At 74.7% G+C, this 15,176-nt stretch carries 15 protein-coding genes and 1 pseudogene; 7 read left to right on the top strand and 9 right to left on the bottom strand.

What is annotated here, in order from left to right; all coding sequences use genetic code 11:
• Window positions 1-176: 176 nt before the first annotated feature.
• Window positions 177-1,433: an ATP-grasp domain-containing protein gene (locus GA0070213_RS16260; protein ID WP_091064467.1), complete on the top strand. Its 1,257-nt coding sequence runs from the start codon at window positions 177-179 to the stop codon at window positions 1,431-1,433.
• A gap of 3 nt (window positions 1,434-1,436) precedes the next feature.
• Here GA0070213_RS16260 and GA0070213_RS16255 read toward each other — a convergent pair whose 3' ends face one another.
• Both GA0070213_RS16255 and GA0070213_RS16250 read right to left on the bottom strand, forming a co-directional pair.
• Entirely contained in the window at window positions 1,437-1,904 is a 468-nt protein-coding gene (locus GA0070213_RS16255) for a GNAT family N-acetyltransferase (protein WP_091064020.1), read from the bottom strand.
• Between the two features lie 79 nt (window positions 1,905-1,983).
• Entirely contained in the window at window positions 1,984-2,922 is a 939-nt protein-coding gene (locus tag GA0070213_RS16250; protein ID WP_091064017.1) for a thiamine-phosphate kinase, read from the bottom strand.
• 167 nt (window positions 2,923-3,089) lie between these two features.
• Here GA0070213_RS16250 and GA0070213_RS16245 point away from each other — a divergent pair, with 167 nt between their 5' ends.
• Complete coding sequence (locus tag GA0070213_RS16245) at window positions 3,090-3,323, top strand: Lrp/AsnC ligand binding domain-containing protein (RefSeq protein WP_013284547.1); 234 nt, start codon at window positions 3,090-3,092, stop codon at window positions 3,321-3,323.
• Complete coding sequence (locus GA0070213_RS16240; RefSeq protein WP_091064014.1) at window positions 3,324-3,911, top strand: DUF3515 family protein; 588 nt, start codon at window positions 3,324-3,326, stop codon at window positions 3,909-3,911.
• Window positions 3,912-3,926: 15 nt separating this feature from the next.
• On the opposite strand, the gene GA0070213_RS16235 is transcribed toward GA0070213_RS16240, so the two are convergent.
• Window positions 3,927-5,030 carry a D-alanine--D-alanine ligase family protein gene (locus GA0070213_RS16235; protein WP_091064463.1) on the bottom strand — a complete coding sequence of 368 codons (1,104 nt, stop codon included), beginning with the start codon at window positions 5,028-5,030 and terminating at the stop codon, window positions 3,927-3,929.
• Window positions 5,031-5,331: 301 nt separating this feature from the next.
• On the bottom strand, window positions 5,332-5,556 hold the full coding sequence (locus GA0070213_RS16230) for a hypothetical protein (RefSeq protein ID WP_091064012.1): 225 nt from the start codon (window positions 5,554-5,556) through the stop codon (window positions 5,332-5,334).
• Window positions 5,557-5,833: 277 nt separating this feature from the next.
• On the opposite strand from GA0070213_RS16230, the gene GA0070213_RS16225 reads away from it, so the two are divergent.
• Entirely contained in the window at window positions 5,834-6,679 is an 846-nt protein-coding gene (locus GA0070213_RS16225; RefSeq protein ID WP_091064008.1) for a helix-turn-helix domain-containing protein, read from the top strand.
• Window positions 6,680-6,683: 4 nt separating this feature from the next.
• The gene (locus tag GA0070213_RS16220; protein WP_091064005.1) at window positions 6,684-6,884 is read left to right on the top strand and encodes a DUF397 domain-containing protein; all 201 of its coding nucleotides are present in this window, start codon (window positions 6,684-6,686) and stop codon (window positions 6,882-6,884) included.
• A 49-nt stretch (window positions 6,885-6,933) separates the two neighbouring features.
• Here GA0070213_RS16220 and GA0070213_RS16215 read toward each other — a convergent pair whose 3' ends face one another.
• The 5 genes from GA0070213_RS16215 to GA0070213_RS16195 all read right to left on the bottom strand — a co-directional run bounded on the left by GA0070213_RS16215 (window position 6,934) and on the right by GA0070213_RS16195 (window position 11,844).
• Window positions 6,934-7,968 carry an ROK family protein gene (locus GA0070213_RS16215; protein WP_091064459.1) on the bottom strand — a complete coding sequence of 345 codons (1,035 nt, stop codon included), beginning with the start codon at window positions 7,966-7,968 and terminating at the stop codon, window positions 6,934-6,936.
• Between the two features lie 67 nt (window positions 7,969-8,035).
• Entirely contained in the window at window positions 8,036-8,827 is a 792-nt protein-coding gene (locus tag GA0070213_RS16210) for a putative protein N(5)-glutamine methyltransferase (RefSeq protein ID WP_091064001.1), read from the bottom strand.
• 172 nt (window positions 8,828-8,999) lie between these two features.
• The gene (locus GA0070213_RS16205; RefSeq protein ID WP_091063998.1) at window positions 9,000-10,118 is read right to left on the bottom strand and encodes a cystathionine gamma-lyase; all 1,119 of its coding nucleotides are present in this window, start codon (window positions 10,116-10,118) and stop codon (window positions 9,000-9,002) included.
• On the bottom strand, window positions 10,115-11,122 hold the full coding sequence (locus tag GA0070213_RS16200) for an NAD(P)H-dependent glycerol-3-phosphate dehydrogenase (RefSeq protein ID WP_091063994.1): 1,008 nt from the start codon (window positions 11,120-11,122) through the stop codon (window positions 10,115-10,117). Before GA0070213_RS16200 ends, GA0070213_RS16205 begins: the two co-directional genes overlap by 4 nt.
• Window positions 11,119-11,844, bottom strand: coding sequence for a lysophospholipid acyltransferase family protein (locus GA0070213_RS16195; protein WP_091063991.1), 726 nt, complete (start codon window positions 11,842-11,844; stop codon window positions 11,119-11,121). Before GA0070213_RS16195 ends, GA0070213_RS16200 begins: the two co-directional genes overlap by 4 nt.
• 94 nt (window positions 11,845-11,938) lie before the next feature.
• Between GA0070213_RS16195 and cofC the strand changes: the two are divergent.
• A pseudogene (cofC, locus tag GA0070213_RS32225) lies at window positions 11,939-12,568 on the top strand (2-phospho-L-lactate guanylyltransferase); the annotation flags it as partial.
• 270 nt (window positions 12,569-12,838) lie between these two features.
• Complete coding sequence (locus GA0070213_RS16185; RefSeq protein ID WP_425412837.1) at window positions 12,839-15,139, top strand: RNA degradosome polyphosphate kinase; 2,301 nt, start codon at window positions 12,839-12,841, stop codon at window positions 15,137-15,139.
• Window positions 15,140-15,176: the final 37 nt, after the last annotated feature.

Below are 15,176 nucleotides of genomic sequence, written 5' to 3'. Positions count from 1 at the left end.
GCACCACCGGACATCGTCGGTCGCCGGCGGCCCCCTCGGGGCCGCCGGCTTCTGTCGTGTCCACCGACCCGCGTCGACGGCTGACCGACCGTACGGCGACCGGCTGGCGTCCGCCGGTTAGGGTGCTGCTGCGTCGGCCGTCCGGTTCCGGCGCGAGCCGTGGGGAGGAACGACCGGTGCACCTCGATCTGGGTCGCGAGCAACTGGTGGTGGTCGGCGGGTCGTTCGGCTCACTGCGCTGGTTCGACCAGGAGCTGCCGGCCGGCAGCGTGGTGCTGGTCGAGGAGCCGGACGTGATCCGCCGCCGCGAGCTGACCCGGTTCGCCGCCGAGCTGCCGCTGATCGGCCGGCTGGTGGCGGCGGAATACCAGACCGGCCTGGACGTCGACGACCTGGTCGCCCGCGAACCCGGCCTGGCCGGCGCGCGGCTGGTCCTGCCCGGCCTGGAGTACGCGGTGAGCGCCACCGCCCGGCTGGCCGAGCGGCTCGGCCTGCCCGGCGCCGGCGCGACCGCCGCGGACGTCTTCTCCGACAAGCACCGGATGCGCCTGCTCGCCGACGAGATCGGCCTGGCCAACCCCGCCTACGAGCTGGTCGACGACCCGGACCGGGCGGTCGCGTTCGCCCGGGCGCACGGCGGCCGGTGCGTGCTCAAGCCGACCCGACGCTCGGGCAGCCTCGGCGTGCAGCTGATCACCGACCCGGCCGAGCTGCCGGCCCGCTGGGCGGCCAGCGCCACCCCGCCCGAGCCGGCCGAGGCCACCGAGCGCGGCCTGCCCACCGGCGTGCTGGTCGAGGAGCTGCTGGTCGGTTCCGAGCACAGCGTGGAACTGCTGGTCGCCGACGGCGAGGTGCTCTTCGCGAACGTCACCGACAAGCGGGTCGCCGGCGGCCGGTACCCGGTGGAGACCGGGCACACCGTGCCGTCCGCGCTGCCCGCGGCCGAGCACGACGCGTTGCGGTCCGCGGCGGTCCGCCTCGCCGAGGCGGCCGGCTTCCGCAGCGGCATGCTGCACAGCGAGTGGATCCTGGTCGACGGCGTGCCGACGCTCGTGGAGTGCGCGGCCCGGATGCCCGGCGACATGATCACCGCGCTCATCTCGATCGCCTACGAGCGGGACGTCATCGAGGCGTACCTGCGGGTGCTGTGCGGCGAACGCCCGGCGCTGCCGCAGCGGCCGACCGGCGCGGCGGCCATCGAGTTCCTGGTCGCCCCGCCCGGCCGGGTCACCGCGGTGGACGGCCGACGGGCCGCGCTGCGGGTGCCGGGGGTGCTCGACGTGCAGGTCGAGACGAAGGTCGGGCAGACCGTGCCGGAGCTGCTCTCCTCGGCGCACCGCAGCGGGCACCTGATGGCCTGGGGCGCCACCCCGGACGAGGCGGCGGTCGCCGCCCGCCGGGCCGCCGGGGAGATCCGCATCACCGTCGGCTGACGGTCAGAGGGTACGACCGAACGACAGGCAGCCCGGCGCGTCCCGGTAGTAGCCGAAGTTTGGGATCCGCTCGTAGCCGGACGTCGTGTACAGGGCGATCGCCTCGGGCTGCTTGTCGCCGCACTCCAGCACGATCCGCTTGCGGCCGGCGTCGCGCGCGGACCGTTCGACAGCGGCGAGCACGGAACGGGCCACGCCCCGGCCCCGGGCGGCCGGGTCGGTGTACATCCGCTTCAGCTCGGCCGCGTCCCCGTCCTCGCCGTGGCTGCGCCAGCCGCCGCAGCCCACCGGCCGCCCGTCCAGGTAGGCGACCAGGAACGCGCCGGCCGGCGGGACGAACTCGGCCGCGTCGACGGGCGTCTCGTCGCCGCTGCCGCCGTACCGCGCGCCCAGGTCGGCGAGCGCCGCCCGGATCAACGCCTGCGACTCCGGGGCGTCGAAGCGCCGCGGGAGGATCTCGATCTCGCTCACCGGCTCAGGTTACGACCGGCCCCGGCGCCGGGCCGTTCCCCGCCCCCGAGGTCGGACGCAGATCACTGCCGCGCACCGGCTACCGGAAGTGGTCCCAGCCGGGCGGGCCGTCGTAGCCGGCGCCGTCGACGGTGACGCCGGCGCCGTCGGTCACCCGCCCGACCGGCCGCCAGCCGTCCGGCAGCGCCGCGCCCGCCGGGAACGTCGCCGCCAGGGCGTGGTCGTCGCCGCCGGCCAGGATCCAGGTGTACGGGTCGACGCCGAGCGCCTGCGCCGCGTCGCGCATCTGCCGGGGCACCTCGAACGCGTCCCGGTGCAGGTCGATCGCCGCCCCGCTGGCCCTCGCCACGTGCCCGAGGTCGGCGAGCAGCCCGTCCGACACGTCGATCATGGCGGTGGCGCCGGCCGCCGCGGCGGCCGGCCCGGCGGCGTACGGCACCTCGGGCCGGCGGAACGCCTCGACCAGCAGGCGGGGCGTGCGGAAGCCCCGAGACAGCACGGTGTAGCCGGCCGCCGCCCAGCCCGTCCGCCCGGCCAGTGCCACCACGTCCCCCGGCCGGGCCCCGGACCGGACCACCGGTGCCCGGCCGGCCAGGTCGCCGAGCGCGGTCACCGCGACGGTCAGCGTCGGGCTGGCCGACATGTCGCCGCCGACCACACTCGCGCCGATCCCGGCCGCCTCCGCGCCCAGCCCGTCGGCCAACTCCTCGGCCCAGGCCGGATCCAGCTCGGCGGGCATGCAGAGCGCGACCAGCAGCGCGGTCGGGGTGGCCCCCATGGCGGCGACGTCGGCCAGGTTGGCCGCCGCCGCCCGGTGACCCACGTCCCGCGCCGACGACCAGTCCCGGCGGAAGTGCCGCCCCTCGACCAGCACGTCGGTGGAGGCGACCACCCGCCGGTCCGGCGCCGCCACCAGCGCGGCGTCGTCGCCGGGGCCGAGCAGGCAGCTCTCCCCGTACGACAGCCGGGCGGTCACCCGGTCGATCAGCCCGAACTCCCCGACACCCGCGACCGTCATGCCGTCCCCTCGTCCCGCTCCGTCGTCCCGCACGTCCCACCCCTGTCCCCGTACCGACGTGTGCTCGCTCACCGCGTCCACCTGGCGACCGATAGGGATCACCCTCGCCCGGTGCGGTAGTTTCACCCTTCGGGCCGCCCCAGGCGGCGACGGACGGAGGTCGAGTCGTGGTACAGGCGTACATCCTCATCCAGACCGAGGTCGGTCGGGCGCGTGACGTGGCCGGTCTGATCGCGGACCTTGCCGGCGTGGTTCGGGTCGACGCCGTCACCGGGCCCTACGACGTGGTCGTGCTCACCGAGGCGAACACCGTCGACGAGCTGGGCAAACTCATCGTCAGCAAGGTGCAGATGGTGCCCGGCATCACCCGCACCCTCACGTGTTCGGTGGTGCGACTGTAAGTGGACGAGACGGACGACACCCCGCGCCGGGACGGCAGCACCCGCCGTGCCGCGCTCTGGGCGACAGTGGTGGCGGTGCCGGTGACCCTGGCGGTGGCCGCCTTCACGTTCGCCAAGCTGGCCCCCGAGTCGCCGGAGGCCACGCAGAACGCCTCGACCAGCCCCCGGGCGCAGTCGAGCGCACCGGTCGAGCTGCCCGCCCCGGCACTGGCCCAGCGGCCGGCCGTCCTCTGCCGCGCGCTGGTGTCGCAGCTGCCCGACAGCGTGCGTGACCTGCGGCAGCGTCCGGTCACCGCGGGCCCCGAGCAGAACGCCGCCTACGGCGACCCGGCGCTCACCGTGGCCTGCGGCGGGAGCGCGCCGCTGGTGCAACCGACCGACGAGGTGTGGACCGTCAACAAGGTCTGCTGGCACTCGGTGCAGGAGGCCGACGCGACGGTGTTGACCACCGTCGACCGGGAGACCCCGGTCCGGGTCCGGGTGCCGAAGGCGTACGAGCAGCCGTTGCAGTGGGTCACCCCGATCTCGGACGCGATCGTCAGCGCGGTGCCCTCGGCGAAGCAGGTCCCCTCGGGCTGCTCCGGGTGAGACCGGCGCCGGCCGTCAGCGGCCGGCGCGGCGCTGCAGGGCGGTGCGGATCAGGCGGTTGACCAGCTTCGGGTATTCCAGCCCGCTCGCCGCCCACATGCGCGGGAACATCGACGTCGGGGTGAAGCCCGGCATCGTGTTGATCTCGTTGAGATAGACGTCCAGCTCCGGGGTGACGAAGAAGTCGACCCGGGCCAGCCCGGAGCAGTCCAGCGCGGTGAAGGCGCGGGTGGCGTAGTCGCGCACCTGCCGGGTCACCGCGTCGGGCAGGCCGGCCGGGACGTCGTACTCGGTCACCTCGTCGGCGAAGATGTACTTGGCCTCGAAGTCGTACCAGTCGCGGTCGCCGATCATCCGCACCTCGGCGAGCACCGACGCCTCGGGCGCGCCGCCGGCCTCGCCCTCCAGCACGCCGCACTCGATCTCGCGGCCCACCACGGCGCCCTCGACCAGCACCTTGCTGTCGATCTCCCGCGCGGTGGCCAGGGCGGCGTCGAGCTGCGCCCAGTCGTCGACCTTGGTGATGCCGAACGACGAGCCGGCCCGGGACGGCTTGACGAAGACCGGCAGCCCGAGGCGCTCCTTGTCCTCCTCGGTGAGCGACATGCCGGCGCGCAGCACCGCGTACGGGCCGACCGGGATGCCCTCGGCCGCGCAGAGCTTCTTGGTGAACTCCTTGTCCATGGCGGCGGCGGACGCGAACACGTTCGCACCGACGTAGGGGATGTCCGCCATCTCCAGCATGCCCTGGATGGTGCCGTCCTCGCCGTACGCGCCGTGCAGCACCGGGAAGACCACGTCCACGTCGGCCAGCGCCACCGGGCCCTGGGCCGGGTCGAGCACCATCAGGCCACCGGCGGCCGGGTCGGCGCGCAGCACCAGTTCGGCGCCGGAGCCGGCGGTGATCTCGGGCAGCTTGCGGTCGGCGATGGCGAGCTGCGCCGGGTCGCCGCTGGCGAGCACCCACTGCCCCTGCCGGGTGATGCCGACCGGGACGACCTCGAACTCGTCCGGGTCGAGGGCGGCCAGCACGCTGCCGGCGCTGACGCAGGAGATGCCGTGTTCGGGGCTGCGGCCGCCGAAGACGATCGCCACACGGGTCTTGCCTGGGGTGGTCATGGTCACCTCATCGTTCGCGGCTGCGGCTGGCCGTGCACGCCGGTGGCGCTCACCCGGTTGACCTTACTGTGCGTCGTCGGGAGCGGTGGCCGATACCCGGGGAGACGCGGTGCCGCATGGCAAACGGTCAAGACAACTTATACGGGGAGTAACGACTCGGTATCGGCCCTCGGCCACCCGGTACGCCGCCGTCCCGACCGCACCCGGGACGGCGGCCCGGGCGACCGGCGGCGGGACCTGCCACCGGCCGCCCGGCTCCCCGACCCCGGTCGCCGCGTCCAGGGGTCGGGCCCGGTGTGGTTCAGGAGGCCGGATGCCGGGGCCGACGGCCGACCGCGATCACCTTGACCCGCTGGCGGCCGGCGCGGACCATGCCCAGCGCCATGAACGCGCCGGCGATCCGCTCGGCCGCCTCTCGGCTGCTCGCGCCGACCACCTGCCGGCGGCGCTCGGGGGTGGTGCGTTCGTCGCGCTCGTGACCGTTGACCGGTCGCACGTCGGTGAGGACCACCAGGAACCGGGTCATCTCCGGCCACCCCCGTCGCCGGGGTGGCAGGCCGTCACCGTCATCGCGTAACCCCTCCCCGCCTGGTGGACCGGTACGGGCACGCGACGATCGGGTCGTGGGGGAGTAAAACCCGATCGCCGCGCGCCCCATCCCCTCCGGTCACTCACCACCACCGTCGCCACGACAACCGGCGGTGAGGACGCTGTCACAGATTGACAGGTGGACAGGCGTGAATGCAACTCTCATCGGCTTTCTCTCATGCCCATTCTCCCACCGGATGTGCGACCATCGATGCATGGCGTCGAAGACCGCGCGGGCCCGACGGCTCGGCATCGCGCTACGGACCCACCGGGAGGCCGCCGGCCTCACCCTGGAGACCGCGGCCGATGAGATCAACAGCACCCGGAGCACCCTGTCCCGCTACGAGAACGCCCAGACGCTGATCAGCCCGGCCACCGTGCGCGCGCTGCTGACCAGCTACGGCGTGGGACCCGACGAGATCGAAGCGGCGGTGCAACTGGCCAAGGACGCCCGCAAGCCCGGCTGGTGGGTGTCCTACTCCTACCTGCTGGACCGCCGCACCATCGACTTCATCGCGCTGGAGGCCGAGGCCACCGGCATTGCCAACTTCGAGCCGTCGGTGGTGCCGGGCCTGCTCCAGACCGCCGACTACATCCGCGGAGTGATGCGCGGTGGCCCGCACACGCTCAGCGACGAACAGGTCGAGCAACGCGTGCAGCTCCGGCTGGACCGTCAGCAACGCATCTCCGGGGAGGACCCGCCGATCCTCGACGCCATCATCGACGAGGGCGCGTTGCTGCGGCCCGTCGGCGGCCACTCGGTGATGGCCGACCAGCTCCACCACCTGCTGAAGATGTCCGAGCTCCCGAACATCACCGTGCAGGTGATCCCGCTGGCCGCCGGCTACCACCGGGGCACCCGGGGATCGCTGCACATCCTGGAGTTCGCCGACCCCGAGGACCCGATCATCGCCTCGGTGGAGACCGTCGCCGGTCAGATGGTGCTGGACCGGCCGGGCGACCTGCGTACCTGCACCAAGATCATGGAGCACCTGCGGACCGTGGCGCTGAGCCCGGCGGCCAGTCGGGACCAGCTCCTCCGTCTGCTGAATGAGAGGTGACCGCATGAACGGCACGAACCGGCCCCACCCCACGCCGACCGGCTGGCGCAAGAGCAGCCACAGCGGCGACGAAGGCGCATGCGTGGAGATGGCGCCGCTGCCGGAGTCGGTCGCGGTGCGCGACTCCAAGGACCCGGCCGGCCCGGTGCTGGTCTTCCCGCCGGCCGCCTGGGCCGCCTTCACCACCGCGCCCCCGCGCGCCTGACGGCACGCGCCGCGCCTGTTAAGCGGGGCCCCCTCCTATGCGAAAGGTGTTAAGCGGGGGTCCCGCCTTTCACCGCCTCCAGGGCGGCGATGGCGACGCCCCGGGCGCCGGCCATGTCACGGTCGGGCACCAGGGCGAACGTCGCCACGGCACGCTGCTCGTCGCGGAGCACCGTGTGCGCGGCGACCGTGGCGAGGAACCAGTCGCGGAACTCCGGCGCCGCCTCCACCACGCCGCCGCCGACGAAGTACGCGTGCGGGTCGGTGAAGTTGGCCGCGATGGTGAACAGCCGCCCCAGCGCCCGGGCCTGCTGGCCGAAAACCTGGCGGGCCAGCGGGTCGCCCCGCTCGCCGTGCTCGCGTAGCAGCTTCGCGGCCCGGGCGGGCTCCTCCGCGGCCAGCGGGTGCTCCGGATACCGGGACAGCCAGTACGGCAGCAGGTTGCGCCGGATCGCGGTGAGCGAGGCGACGCTCTCCGCGTCACCGGTGAAACCGCAGGCGCAGACCGGCGCCGGCTGACCCGGCTCCAGCAGCCCGTCCAGCGGGATGTGCACGTGCCCGAACTCGCCGGCCATGCCGGCCGCACCACCGACCACCCGACCGCTCTGCACCACGCCCCCGCCCAGGCCGGTGCCGACGATCGCGGACACCGACGAGCGGGCCATCGCGTCCGCGCCGAAGTGCACGTGATGGGCGTAGAGGGCGGCGGCGTTGCCGTCGTTGGCGTAGACCACCGGCAGGCCGAGCCGTCGCTCGAGCGCGCCGCGCACGTCGTAGCCGCGCCACGCCGGCTGGGCGAAGTTGGTCGACCCGCGCGACGAGATCACCCCGGTGGCGCTGGCCGGACCGGGCGTGTCCAGCCCGACCGCGCGCACCAGCTCGCGCGGCACCCCGGTGTGCGCCAGCACGCCGTCGAGCGCCCGCGCGAGGGCCTCGATCGCCGCCTCCGGCCCGGCGCCGACCTCGCTCGGGATCTCCAGCAGCCCGTCCACCAGGAAACGGCCGTCGACGGTCAGCACGGTGGCGTTGTTGCTCGTGCCGCCGTTGTCCAGCCCCACCACCACCGGCACCCCTGCGCTGCCCACCGCCACCGCCTCCCCGTCGAGCCTGACCCGAGGTTAGTTCTCGGCGCGGCCACCCGCCACGCCGACGTCAGCCTGGACGGCGCGCGGTCACGGCGGTCGCCTCCCACTCCTCGTCGCGCACCACGCTCGGGTCGAGCCCGACGGCGGTCACCGCCGCGCAGAGCGCCGGGGCCTGCTCGGCGCTCACCTCGACCGCGAGGTGCCCGCCCGGCGCCAGCCACTCGGCCGCGCCGGCGGCGACCCGGCGCAGCACCGCCAGCCCGTCCGCGCCACCGTCCAGCGCCACCGCGGCCTCGTGCACCCGTGCCTCGACCGGCAACGTCGCCACCGCGTCACTCGGCACGTAGGGGGCGTTCGCCACCACCAGGTCCAGCCGGCCACGCCAGCGGGCCGGCACCGGGTCGAACAGATCGCCCTGGTAGACCGGCACGCCCAGCGGGTCGAGGTTGCGCCGGGCGCAGGCCACCGCGACCGGGTCGACGTCGGCGGCGCCCAGCCACCGGGGCGCCAGCCGGTCGTGCAGCACCAGCGCGGCGGCGCCGGAGCCGCAGCACAGGTCGAGCACCGCCGGCGCCGGCCCGGCGACCGCCGCCGCGGCGGCGACCAGCAACGCGGTACGCCCGCGCGGCACGAACACGCCCGGGTGGACGGCGACCCGCCGCCCGCAGAACTCGGCCCAGCCGAGCAGGTGCTCCAGCGGGAGGCCGGCGACGCGGCGGTCGACCAGCCGGGCCAGCGCCCGCGCCGAGTCGGCGGCGGCGATCAGCAGCTCCGCCTCGTCCTCGGCGAAGACACAGCCGGCGGCGCGCAGCCGGTGGACGAGGGCGGAACGGTCGGGAGTGAACACGGTGGATGCCATGGCAAGCCTTTCGGGGAACGCTCGTCGGCGCCCCCGGCGTCGCCTCAGCCCCGGGGCGACACGGACTCGGAGGGAGCGCCGGTCCTCTGCTGGTGGATCGGACTCACCTCCTCGGTGTCGGGGCCGCACGGGCCGTGGCTGCCGTCACGATAGCCCAGCGCCCGGCCCGCCGTCAGCCCGTGGCGGCGTCCAGTGCCGCGGCCACGTCGGCGACCAGGTCGGCGGGGTCCTCGATGCCGCAGGAGAGCCTGACGAAGCCGGGTGCGGTGTCGTCGCCCCACTGGGCCCGCCGGTCGGCAGTGGTGTGCAGGCCGCCGAACGAGGTGGCGGCGGCCACCAGGCGGGACGCGTCGAGGAACCGGGCCACCCGGTCGGCGTCACCCAGGTCGAAGGAGAGCACGCCGGGCATCCGGCGCATCTGCGCCGACGCCACCGGGTACGCCGGGTCCGCCGGCCGCCCGGGCCAGCGCAGGCCCGCGACGTCCGGCCGACCGGCGAGCAGCCCGGCCAGCGCCTCGGCGTTGGCGGCCTGCCGGGCCAGCCGCAGGTCGACGGTGGCCAGCGAACGGTGGGCCAGCCAGCAGTCGAACGCGCCGGGCACCCCGCCGGTGGTGGTCCGCCAACCGGTCACCGCGTCCCGCAGCGCGTCGTCGCGCGTCGCCACGTAGCCGAGCAGCAGGTCCGAGTGGCCGGTGAGCGCCTTCGTCCCGGAGGCGACCACCACGTCCGCGCCGAGGTCCAGCGGACGCTGCCCGAGCGGGGTGGCGGTGGTGTTGTCCACCGCCAACAACGCGCCGGCGGCGTGCGCCGCCGCGGCCAGCGCCGGCACGTCGGCGACGTCGAGGCCCGGGTTCGCCGGCGTCTCCAGCAGCACCAGCCGCACGCCCTCGAACGACGGGTACGGCCCGGCGGTCGGCACCAGACCGACGCGCACCCCGATCCGCTCCAGGGTGTCGGTGGCGAACGCGCGCACCGGGAAGTAGCCGTCGGCGGGGAGCAGCACGGTGTCGCCGGGTCGCAGCACGGTCAGCAGCAGCCCGGTGATGGCCGCCTGGCCGCTGGCGAAGACCCGGCAGTCGCCGCCCTCCAGCTCGCCGATCGCCGCCTCCAGGAGCCGGCGGGTGGGGTTGTCCGGCCGCCCGTACCCGTCGGGCGCCGCCGCCGGGCCGCGCCACGGGTCGAGGTGGTAGGGCGCGGCGAAGACCGGGCCGGGCAGGAACGGCTGCCCGGGTACGGCGTCCGGGAGCCCGGCGCGCACGCTGCGGGTGCCGTCCCCCCAGCCCGCGCTCACTCGTAGGACTCCGGCTTGGCGGTGCGGCTCATCAGCGCGTCCACGGCCAGCCGGGGATCCATCCCCTCGTGGCAGATCCGCTCGATCTGCTCGGTGATCGGCATCTCCACCCCGTGCGCCCGGGCCAGGTCCCGGATGGCCAGGCAACTCTTCACGCCCTCGGCGGTCTGCCGGGTGGCCGCCTGGGCCTGCTCCAGCGTCTCGCCCCGGCCCAGGTGCTCGCCGAACGTGCGGTTGCGGGCCAGCGGCGAGGAGCAGGAGGCGACCAGGTCGCCCATGCCGGCCAGCCCGGCGAAGGTGATCGGGTCGGCGCCCAGCGCCACGCCGAGGCGGGCGGTCTCGGCCAGGCCCCGGGTCATCAGCATGGCCCGGGTGTTGTCGCCGAAGCCCATCGCGGTGGCGATGCCGTACGACAGCGCGATCACGTTCTTGACCGCCCCGCCCAGCTCGCAGCCGATCACGTCGTCGTTGGTGTACGGGCGGAAGTAGGGCGTCCGGATCGACGCCTGGACCAGTGCCGTACGCCGGCTGTCGGTGCCGGCGACCACGGTGGCGGCCGGCTGCTCGGCGGCGATCTCCGGGGCCAGGTTGGGCCCGGAGACGACGACCACCCGGTCGGCCGGCACCCCGGCGGTCTCCATGATCACCTGACTCATCCGCTTGGTGGTGCCCAGCTCGATGCCCTTCATCAGGGACACCAGCGTGGCGTCGGGCGCGAGGTGCGGGGTCCACTCGGCGAGGTTGCCGCGCAGCGTCTGCGAGGGCACCGAGAGCACCACCACCTCGGCGCCCTCGATCGCCTCGGCGGCGTCGCCGGTGGCGGTGACCCGCTCGGGCAGGCGCACGTCCGGCAGGTACTCCGGGTTGTGCCGCCCGTCGCGGATCGCCTCGGCCACCGCGGGCCGGCGGGCCAGGACCGTCACGTCCCGGCCGGCGTCGGCGAGGATCTTGGCGAACGCGGTCCCCCACGACCCGGCGCCCAGCACCGCGACGTGCCCGCTCATTCGGAGACCTCCGGCGCGCCGGTGCGGGCCGGGCGCTGCCAGAGCGGCGGTGGCGTGCCGCCGCGGATCTCCGCGACCAGGTCCCGGATCCGCAGCATGATGGTGTCCGTCATCTCCTCCAGGATCGCCCGGGTCGGCGTGGCGCCGGCCCACCGGCCCAGGTCGACCGGCGGCCCGGCGACCACCGTCACCGGGGTACGCGGGCGCAGCCCGATCCGGGCGGTACGCGGGTCGAACATCCGCTCCGGGCCGATCATGGCCACCGGGATCACCGGGGCGCCGGTGGCCAGCGCCAGCCGGGCCGCGCCGGTCTTGCCCTTCATCGGCCACAGCTCCGGCTCCCGGGTGGTGGTCCCCTCCGGGTAGATCACCACGGCGCCTCCCTCGTCCAGCGCGGCGATCAGCTTGTCCAGCGACTTGACCGCCTCGACGCTGCCCCGCTCGACCGGGATCTGCCGGCACCGGTGCAGGATCCAGCCGATCACCGGCACCTTGAAGACACTGGCCTTGCCGAGGAACTGCGGCCACCGCCCGGCGTCGTAGATGAAGTGCGCGGAGACCAGCGGGTCCGCGTGCGAGATGTGGTTGGGCACGATGATGATGCCGCCGTCGCGCCGCAGGTGCTCCATGCCCCGCCAGGTGCGCCGGGTCCAGACGGTCAACACCGGCTTCACCAGCACCACGGCGAACCGTTGCCAGAATCCCAGCCTCCGCGGTGCCACAGTGCCTCCTCGTTCCGCCCCACGCGCCCCGGGGAAGAATCATGCCTGCTCGCCCCCGGTCCGGCCAGTGAGGGTACCGCCGGGCGCTGGCAGGATGGTCGGTGTGCCTGAGCCCAGCTGGACCGTGGTGATGCCGGTGAAGCGACTCGCGGCGGCGAAGAGCCGCCTGCGGGGCGCGCTGCCCGGCGTACCCCACGAGGAGCTGGCGCTGGCGCTGTCGGCCGACACGGTACGCGCGGCGCTGGCCTGCCCGGCGGTCGGCCGGGTGCTGGTGGTCACCGACGACCCCCGGGTCGCCGCGACGGTGACCGCGGCGGGCGCCGCCGTCACCGCCGACGCGGGCGCCGGCCTCAACGCCGCCTTCCGGCACGGCGCGACGGCGGCCGGGCCGCGCGCCGCGGTGGCCGGCGTCACCGCCGACCTGCCCGCGCTGCGCCCGGGCGAGCTGGCCGCGGCGCTGCGGGCGACCGAGGGGGTACGCGGGTTCGTGGCCGACGCCCCGGGCGGTGGCACGGTGCTGCTGGCCGCGCCGGCCGGGGTGCCGCTGGCGCCGCGCTTCGGCCCCGGCTCGGCCGGCGCGCACGCGGCGAGCGGGGCGCTGCCGCTTTCCGGCGACTGGCCCAGCCTGCGCCGGGACGTGGACACCGCGGCCGACCTGTCCGCCGCCGCCCGGCTCGGGGTGGGCCCGCGCACGGGCGCGCTGCTGGCCTCAACCGGCGACCCGGTCCGGTACGGTGCTGGCATGCAGGGCACGGTGGCCACCTACGACGCGTCGACCCGCAGCGGGGTGCTGCTGCTCGACGACGGCACCGAGCTGGCGTTCCCGGCGCGCGCGTTCGACGCGTCCGGGCTGCGGCTGCTGCGGCTCGGGCAGCGCCTGCGGGTGGAACGGGACGCCGCCGGCGAGGTCGTCCGGGTGACCTTGCCGACGATGGCCTGAACAACCTGGCCGGAGTTCATTTTCCGTTCACCCTCGTCAGGGAATCATGAGGTGGTGAGCACCCCTCGCGAGCACCCCGACGGCCCGCCGCCCCTCCTCGACCCCGGCACGACCCGCAACGGCCGCCCGACCCGCGGCCCGGACGGGCGGTTCCGCCAGGCCCGGCCGCCCGAGGAGCGCCTCGACGCCGATCCGGACGCGGCCGGCGCCAGCGGGCTGGACGAGCCGCTCGACCCGGTCGAGGGGCCCGGCCCGGTCGCCGGCCCCGACGACGAGCCGCCGACCGCCGCGCCGCTGCCGGAGGACCGTTTCCTCAACCGGGAGCTGTCCTGGCTCGACTTCAACGCCCGGGTGCTGGCGCTCGCCGAGGACCCCCGCACGCCGCTGCTGGAACGGGCGAAGTTCCTGGCCATCTTCGCCGGCAACCTGGACGAGTTCTACATGGTCCGGGTGGCCGGGTTGAAGCGCCGGCTCTCCGCCGGCCTGCCGGTGCGCGGCGGTGACCGGCTGCCGCTGCGCACCCAGCTCGAACTGATCACCGAGAAGGCCGCCGACCTGGTCGCCCGGCACGCCGCCTGCTTCGTCGACGACGTGCTCCCCCGGCTCGCCGAGGAAGACGTCCGCATCCTGCGCTGGAGCGAGCTGGACGACGCCGAGCGGGAGCGGCTGCGCACCTGGTTCCGGGAGCACATCTTCCCGGTGCTCACCCCGCTCGCGGTGGACCCGGCGCACCCGTTCCCGTACATCTCCGGCCGGTCGTTGAACCTGGCCGTCTCGGTACGCGACCCGGACGGCGGCTCCGAGCTGTTCGCCCGGGTCAAGGTGCCGAACAACGTGCCCCGGTTCGTGCGGGTCGCCCGCGACCGGCCCGGCGTCCGGTTCCTGCCGGTGGAGGACCTCATCTCGGTCCACCTCGGGCAGCTCTTCTCCGGCATGCAGGTCGTCGAGTGCCACCTGTTCCGGGTCACCCGCAACGCCGAGGTGGAGGTCGACGAGGACCGCGACGAGGACCTGCTCCAGGCGCTGGAGCGGGAGCTGGCCCGGCGACGCTTCGGTCCCCCGGTGCGGCTGGAGGTGGCGGCCTCCATCTCCGACCACATGCTGGAGCTGCTCGTCCGCGAGCTGGACATGGACGACCACGACGTGCTGCGGGTGCGCGGCCTGCTCGACCTCTCCGCGCTCTGGCAGGTCTACGGCGAGGCCGACCGCCCCGACCTCAAGGACCGGCCGTTCGTGCCGGCCACCCACCCGCGCCTGGCCGAGGGCGAGGTGCCGCGCAGCGTCTTCGCCACCCTGCGCGACGGCGACGTGCTGGTGCACCACCCCTACCACTCGTTCGCGACGAGCGTGCAGCGCTTCGTCGAGCAGGCCGCCGCCGACCCGAACGTGCTCGCCATCAAGCAGACGCTCTACCGCACCAGCGGCGACTCCCCGATCGTCGACGCGCTCGTCGACGCGGCCGCCGCCGGCAAGCAGGTGGTGGTGCTCGTCGAGGTGAAGGCGCGCTTCGACGAGGTGGCGAACATCGGTTGGGCACGCACCCTGGAACGGGCCGGCTGTCACGTGGTCTACGGCCTGGTGGGCCTGAAGACGCACTGCAAGACCGCGCTGGTGGTGCGGCAGGAGGGCAACCAGATCCGGCGCTACTGCCACATCGGCACCGGCAACTACCACCCGAAGACGGCCCGGCTCTACGAGGACTTCGGCATGCTCACCGCCGACCCGGAGATCGGCGCCGACCTGACCGACCTGTTCAACGTGCTCACCGGCTACAGCCGGCAGACCGCCTTCCGGCGGCTGCTGGTCGCGCCGCAGGGCATTCGCAGCGGCCTGATCGAGCGGATCGACCGGGAGATCGAGCACGTCCGGCTCGGCATGCCGGGGCTGGTGCAGTTCAAGGTGAACGCGCTGGTCGACGAGGAGATCACCGATGCGCTCTACCGGGCGTCGCGGGCCGGCGTGCACGTCGACCTGCTGATCCGGGGCATGTGCATGCTGCGCCCGGGGGTGCCGGGGCTGTCGGAGAACATCCGGGTGCGGTCGATCCTCGGCCGGTTCCTGGAGCACTCCCGCATCTTCCGGTTCGGCAACAACGGCGACGCCGAGTTCTGGATGGGCTCGGCCGACCTGATGCACCGCAACCTGGACCGCCGGGTGGAGGCGCTGGTGCAGGTGAGCGACCCGGTGGCCCGGGCCGAGCTGGATCACGTGCTGGCCGCCGCGTTCGACAGCGACGTGGACGCGTTCGAGCTGGCCGCCGACGGCACCTGGCACCGGCGTACCGGCGACGGCGACACGCCGCTGACCCACCTGCAGGACCTGCTGTTGCGCCGGGTCGGCGGTCGGGCGGACTGAGCAGGCCGTGCCGAGCGGCGGGCGGGCATACGGTGAT

The organism is Micromonospora humi (genome assembly GCF_900090105.1).
GTDB lineage: Bacteria > Actinomycetota > Actinomycetes > Mycobacteriales > Micromonosporaceae > Micromonospora > Micromonospora humi.
This window is presented reverse-complemented; position numbering and strand designations above follow the sequence as displayed.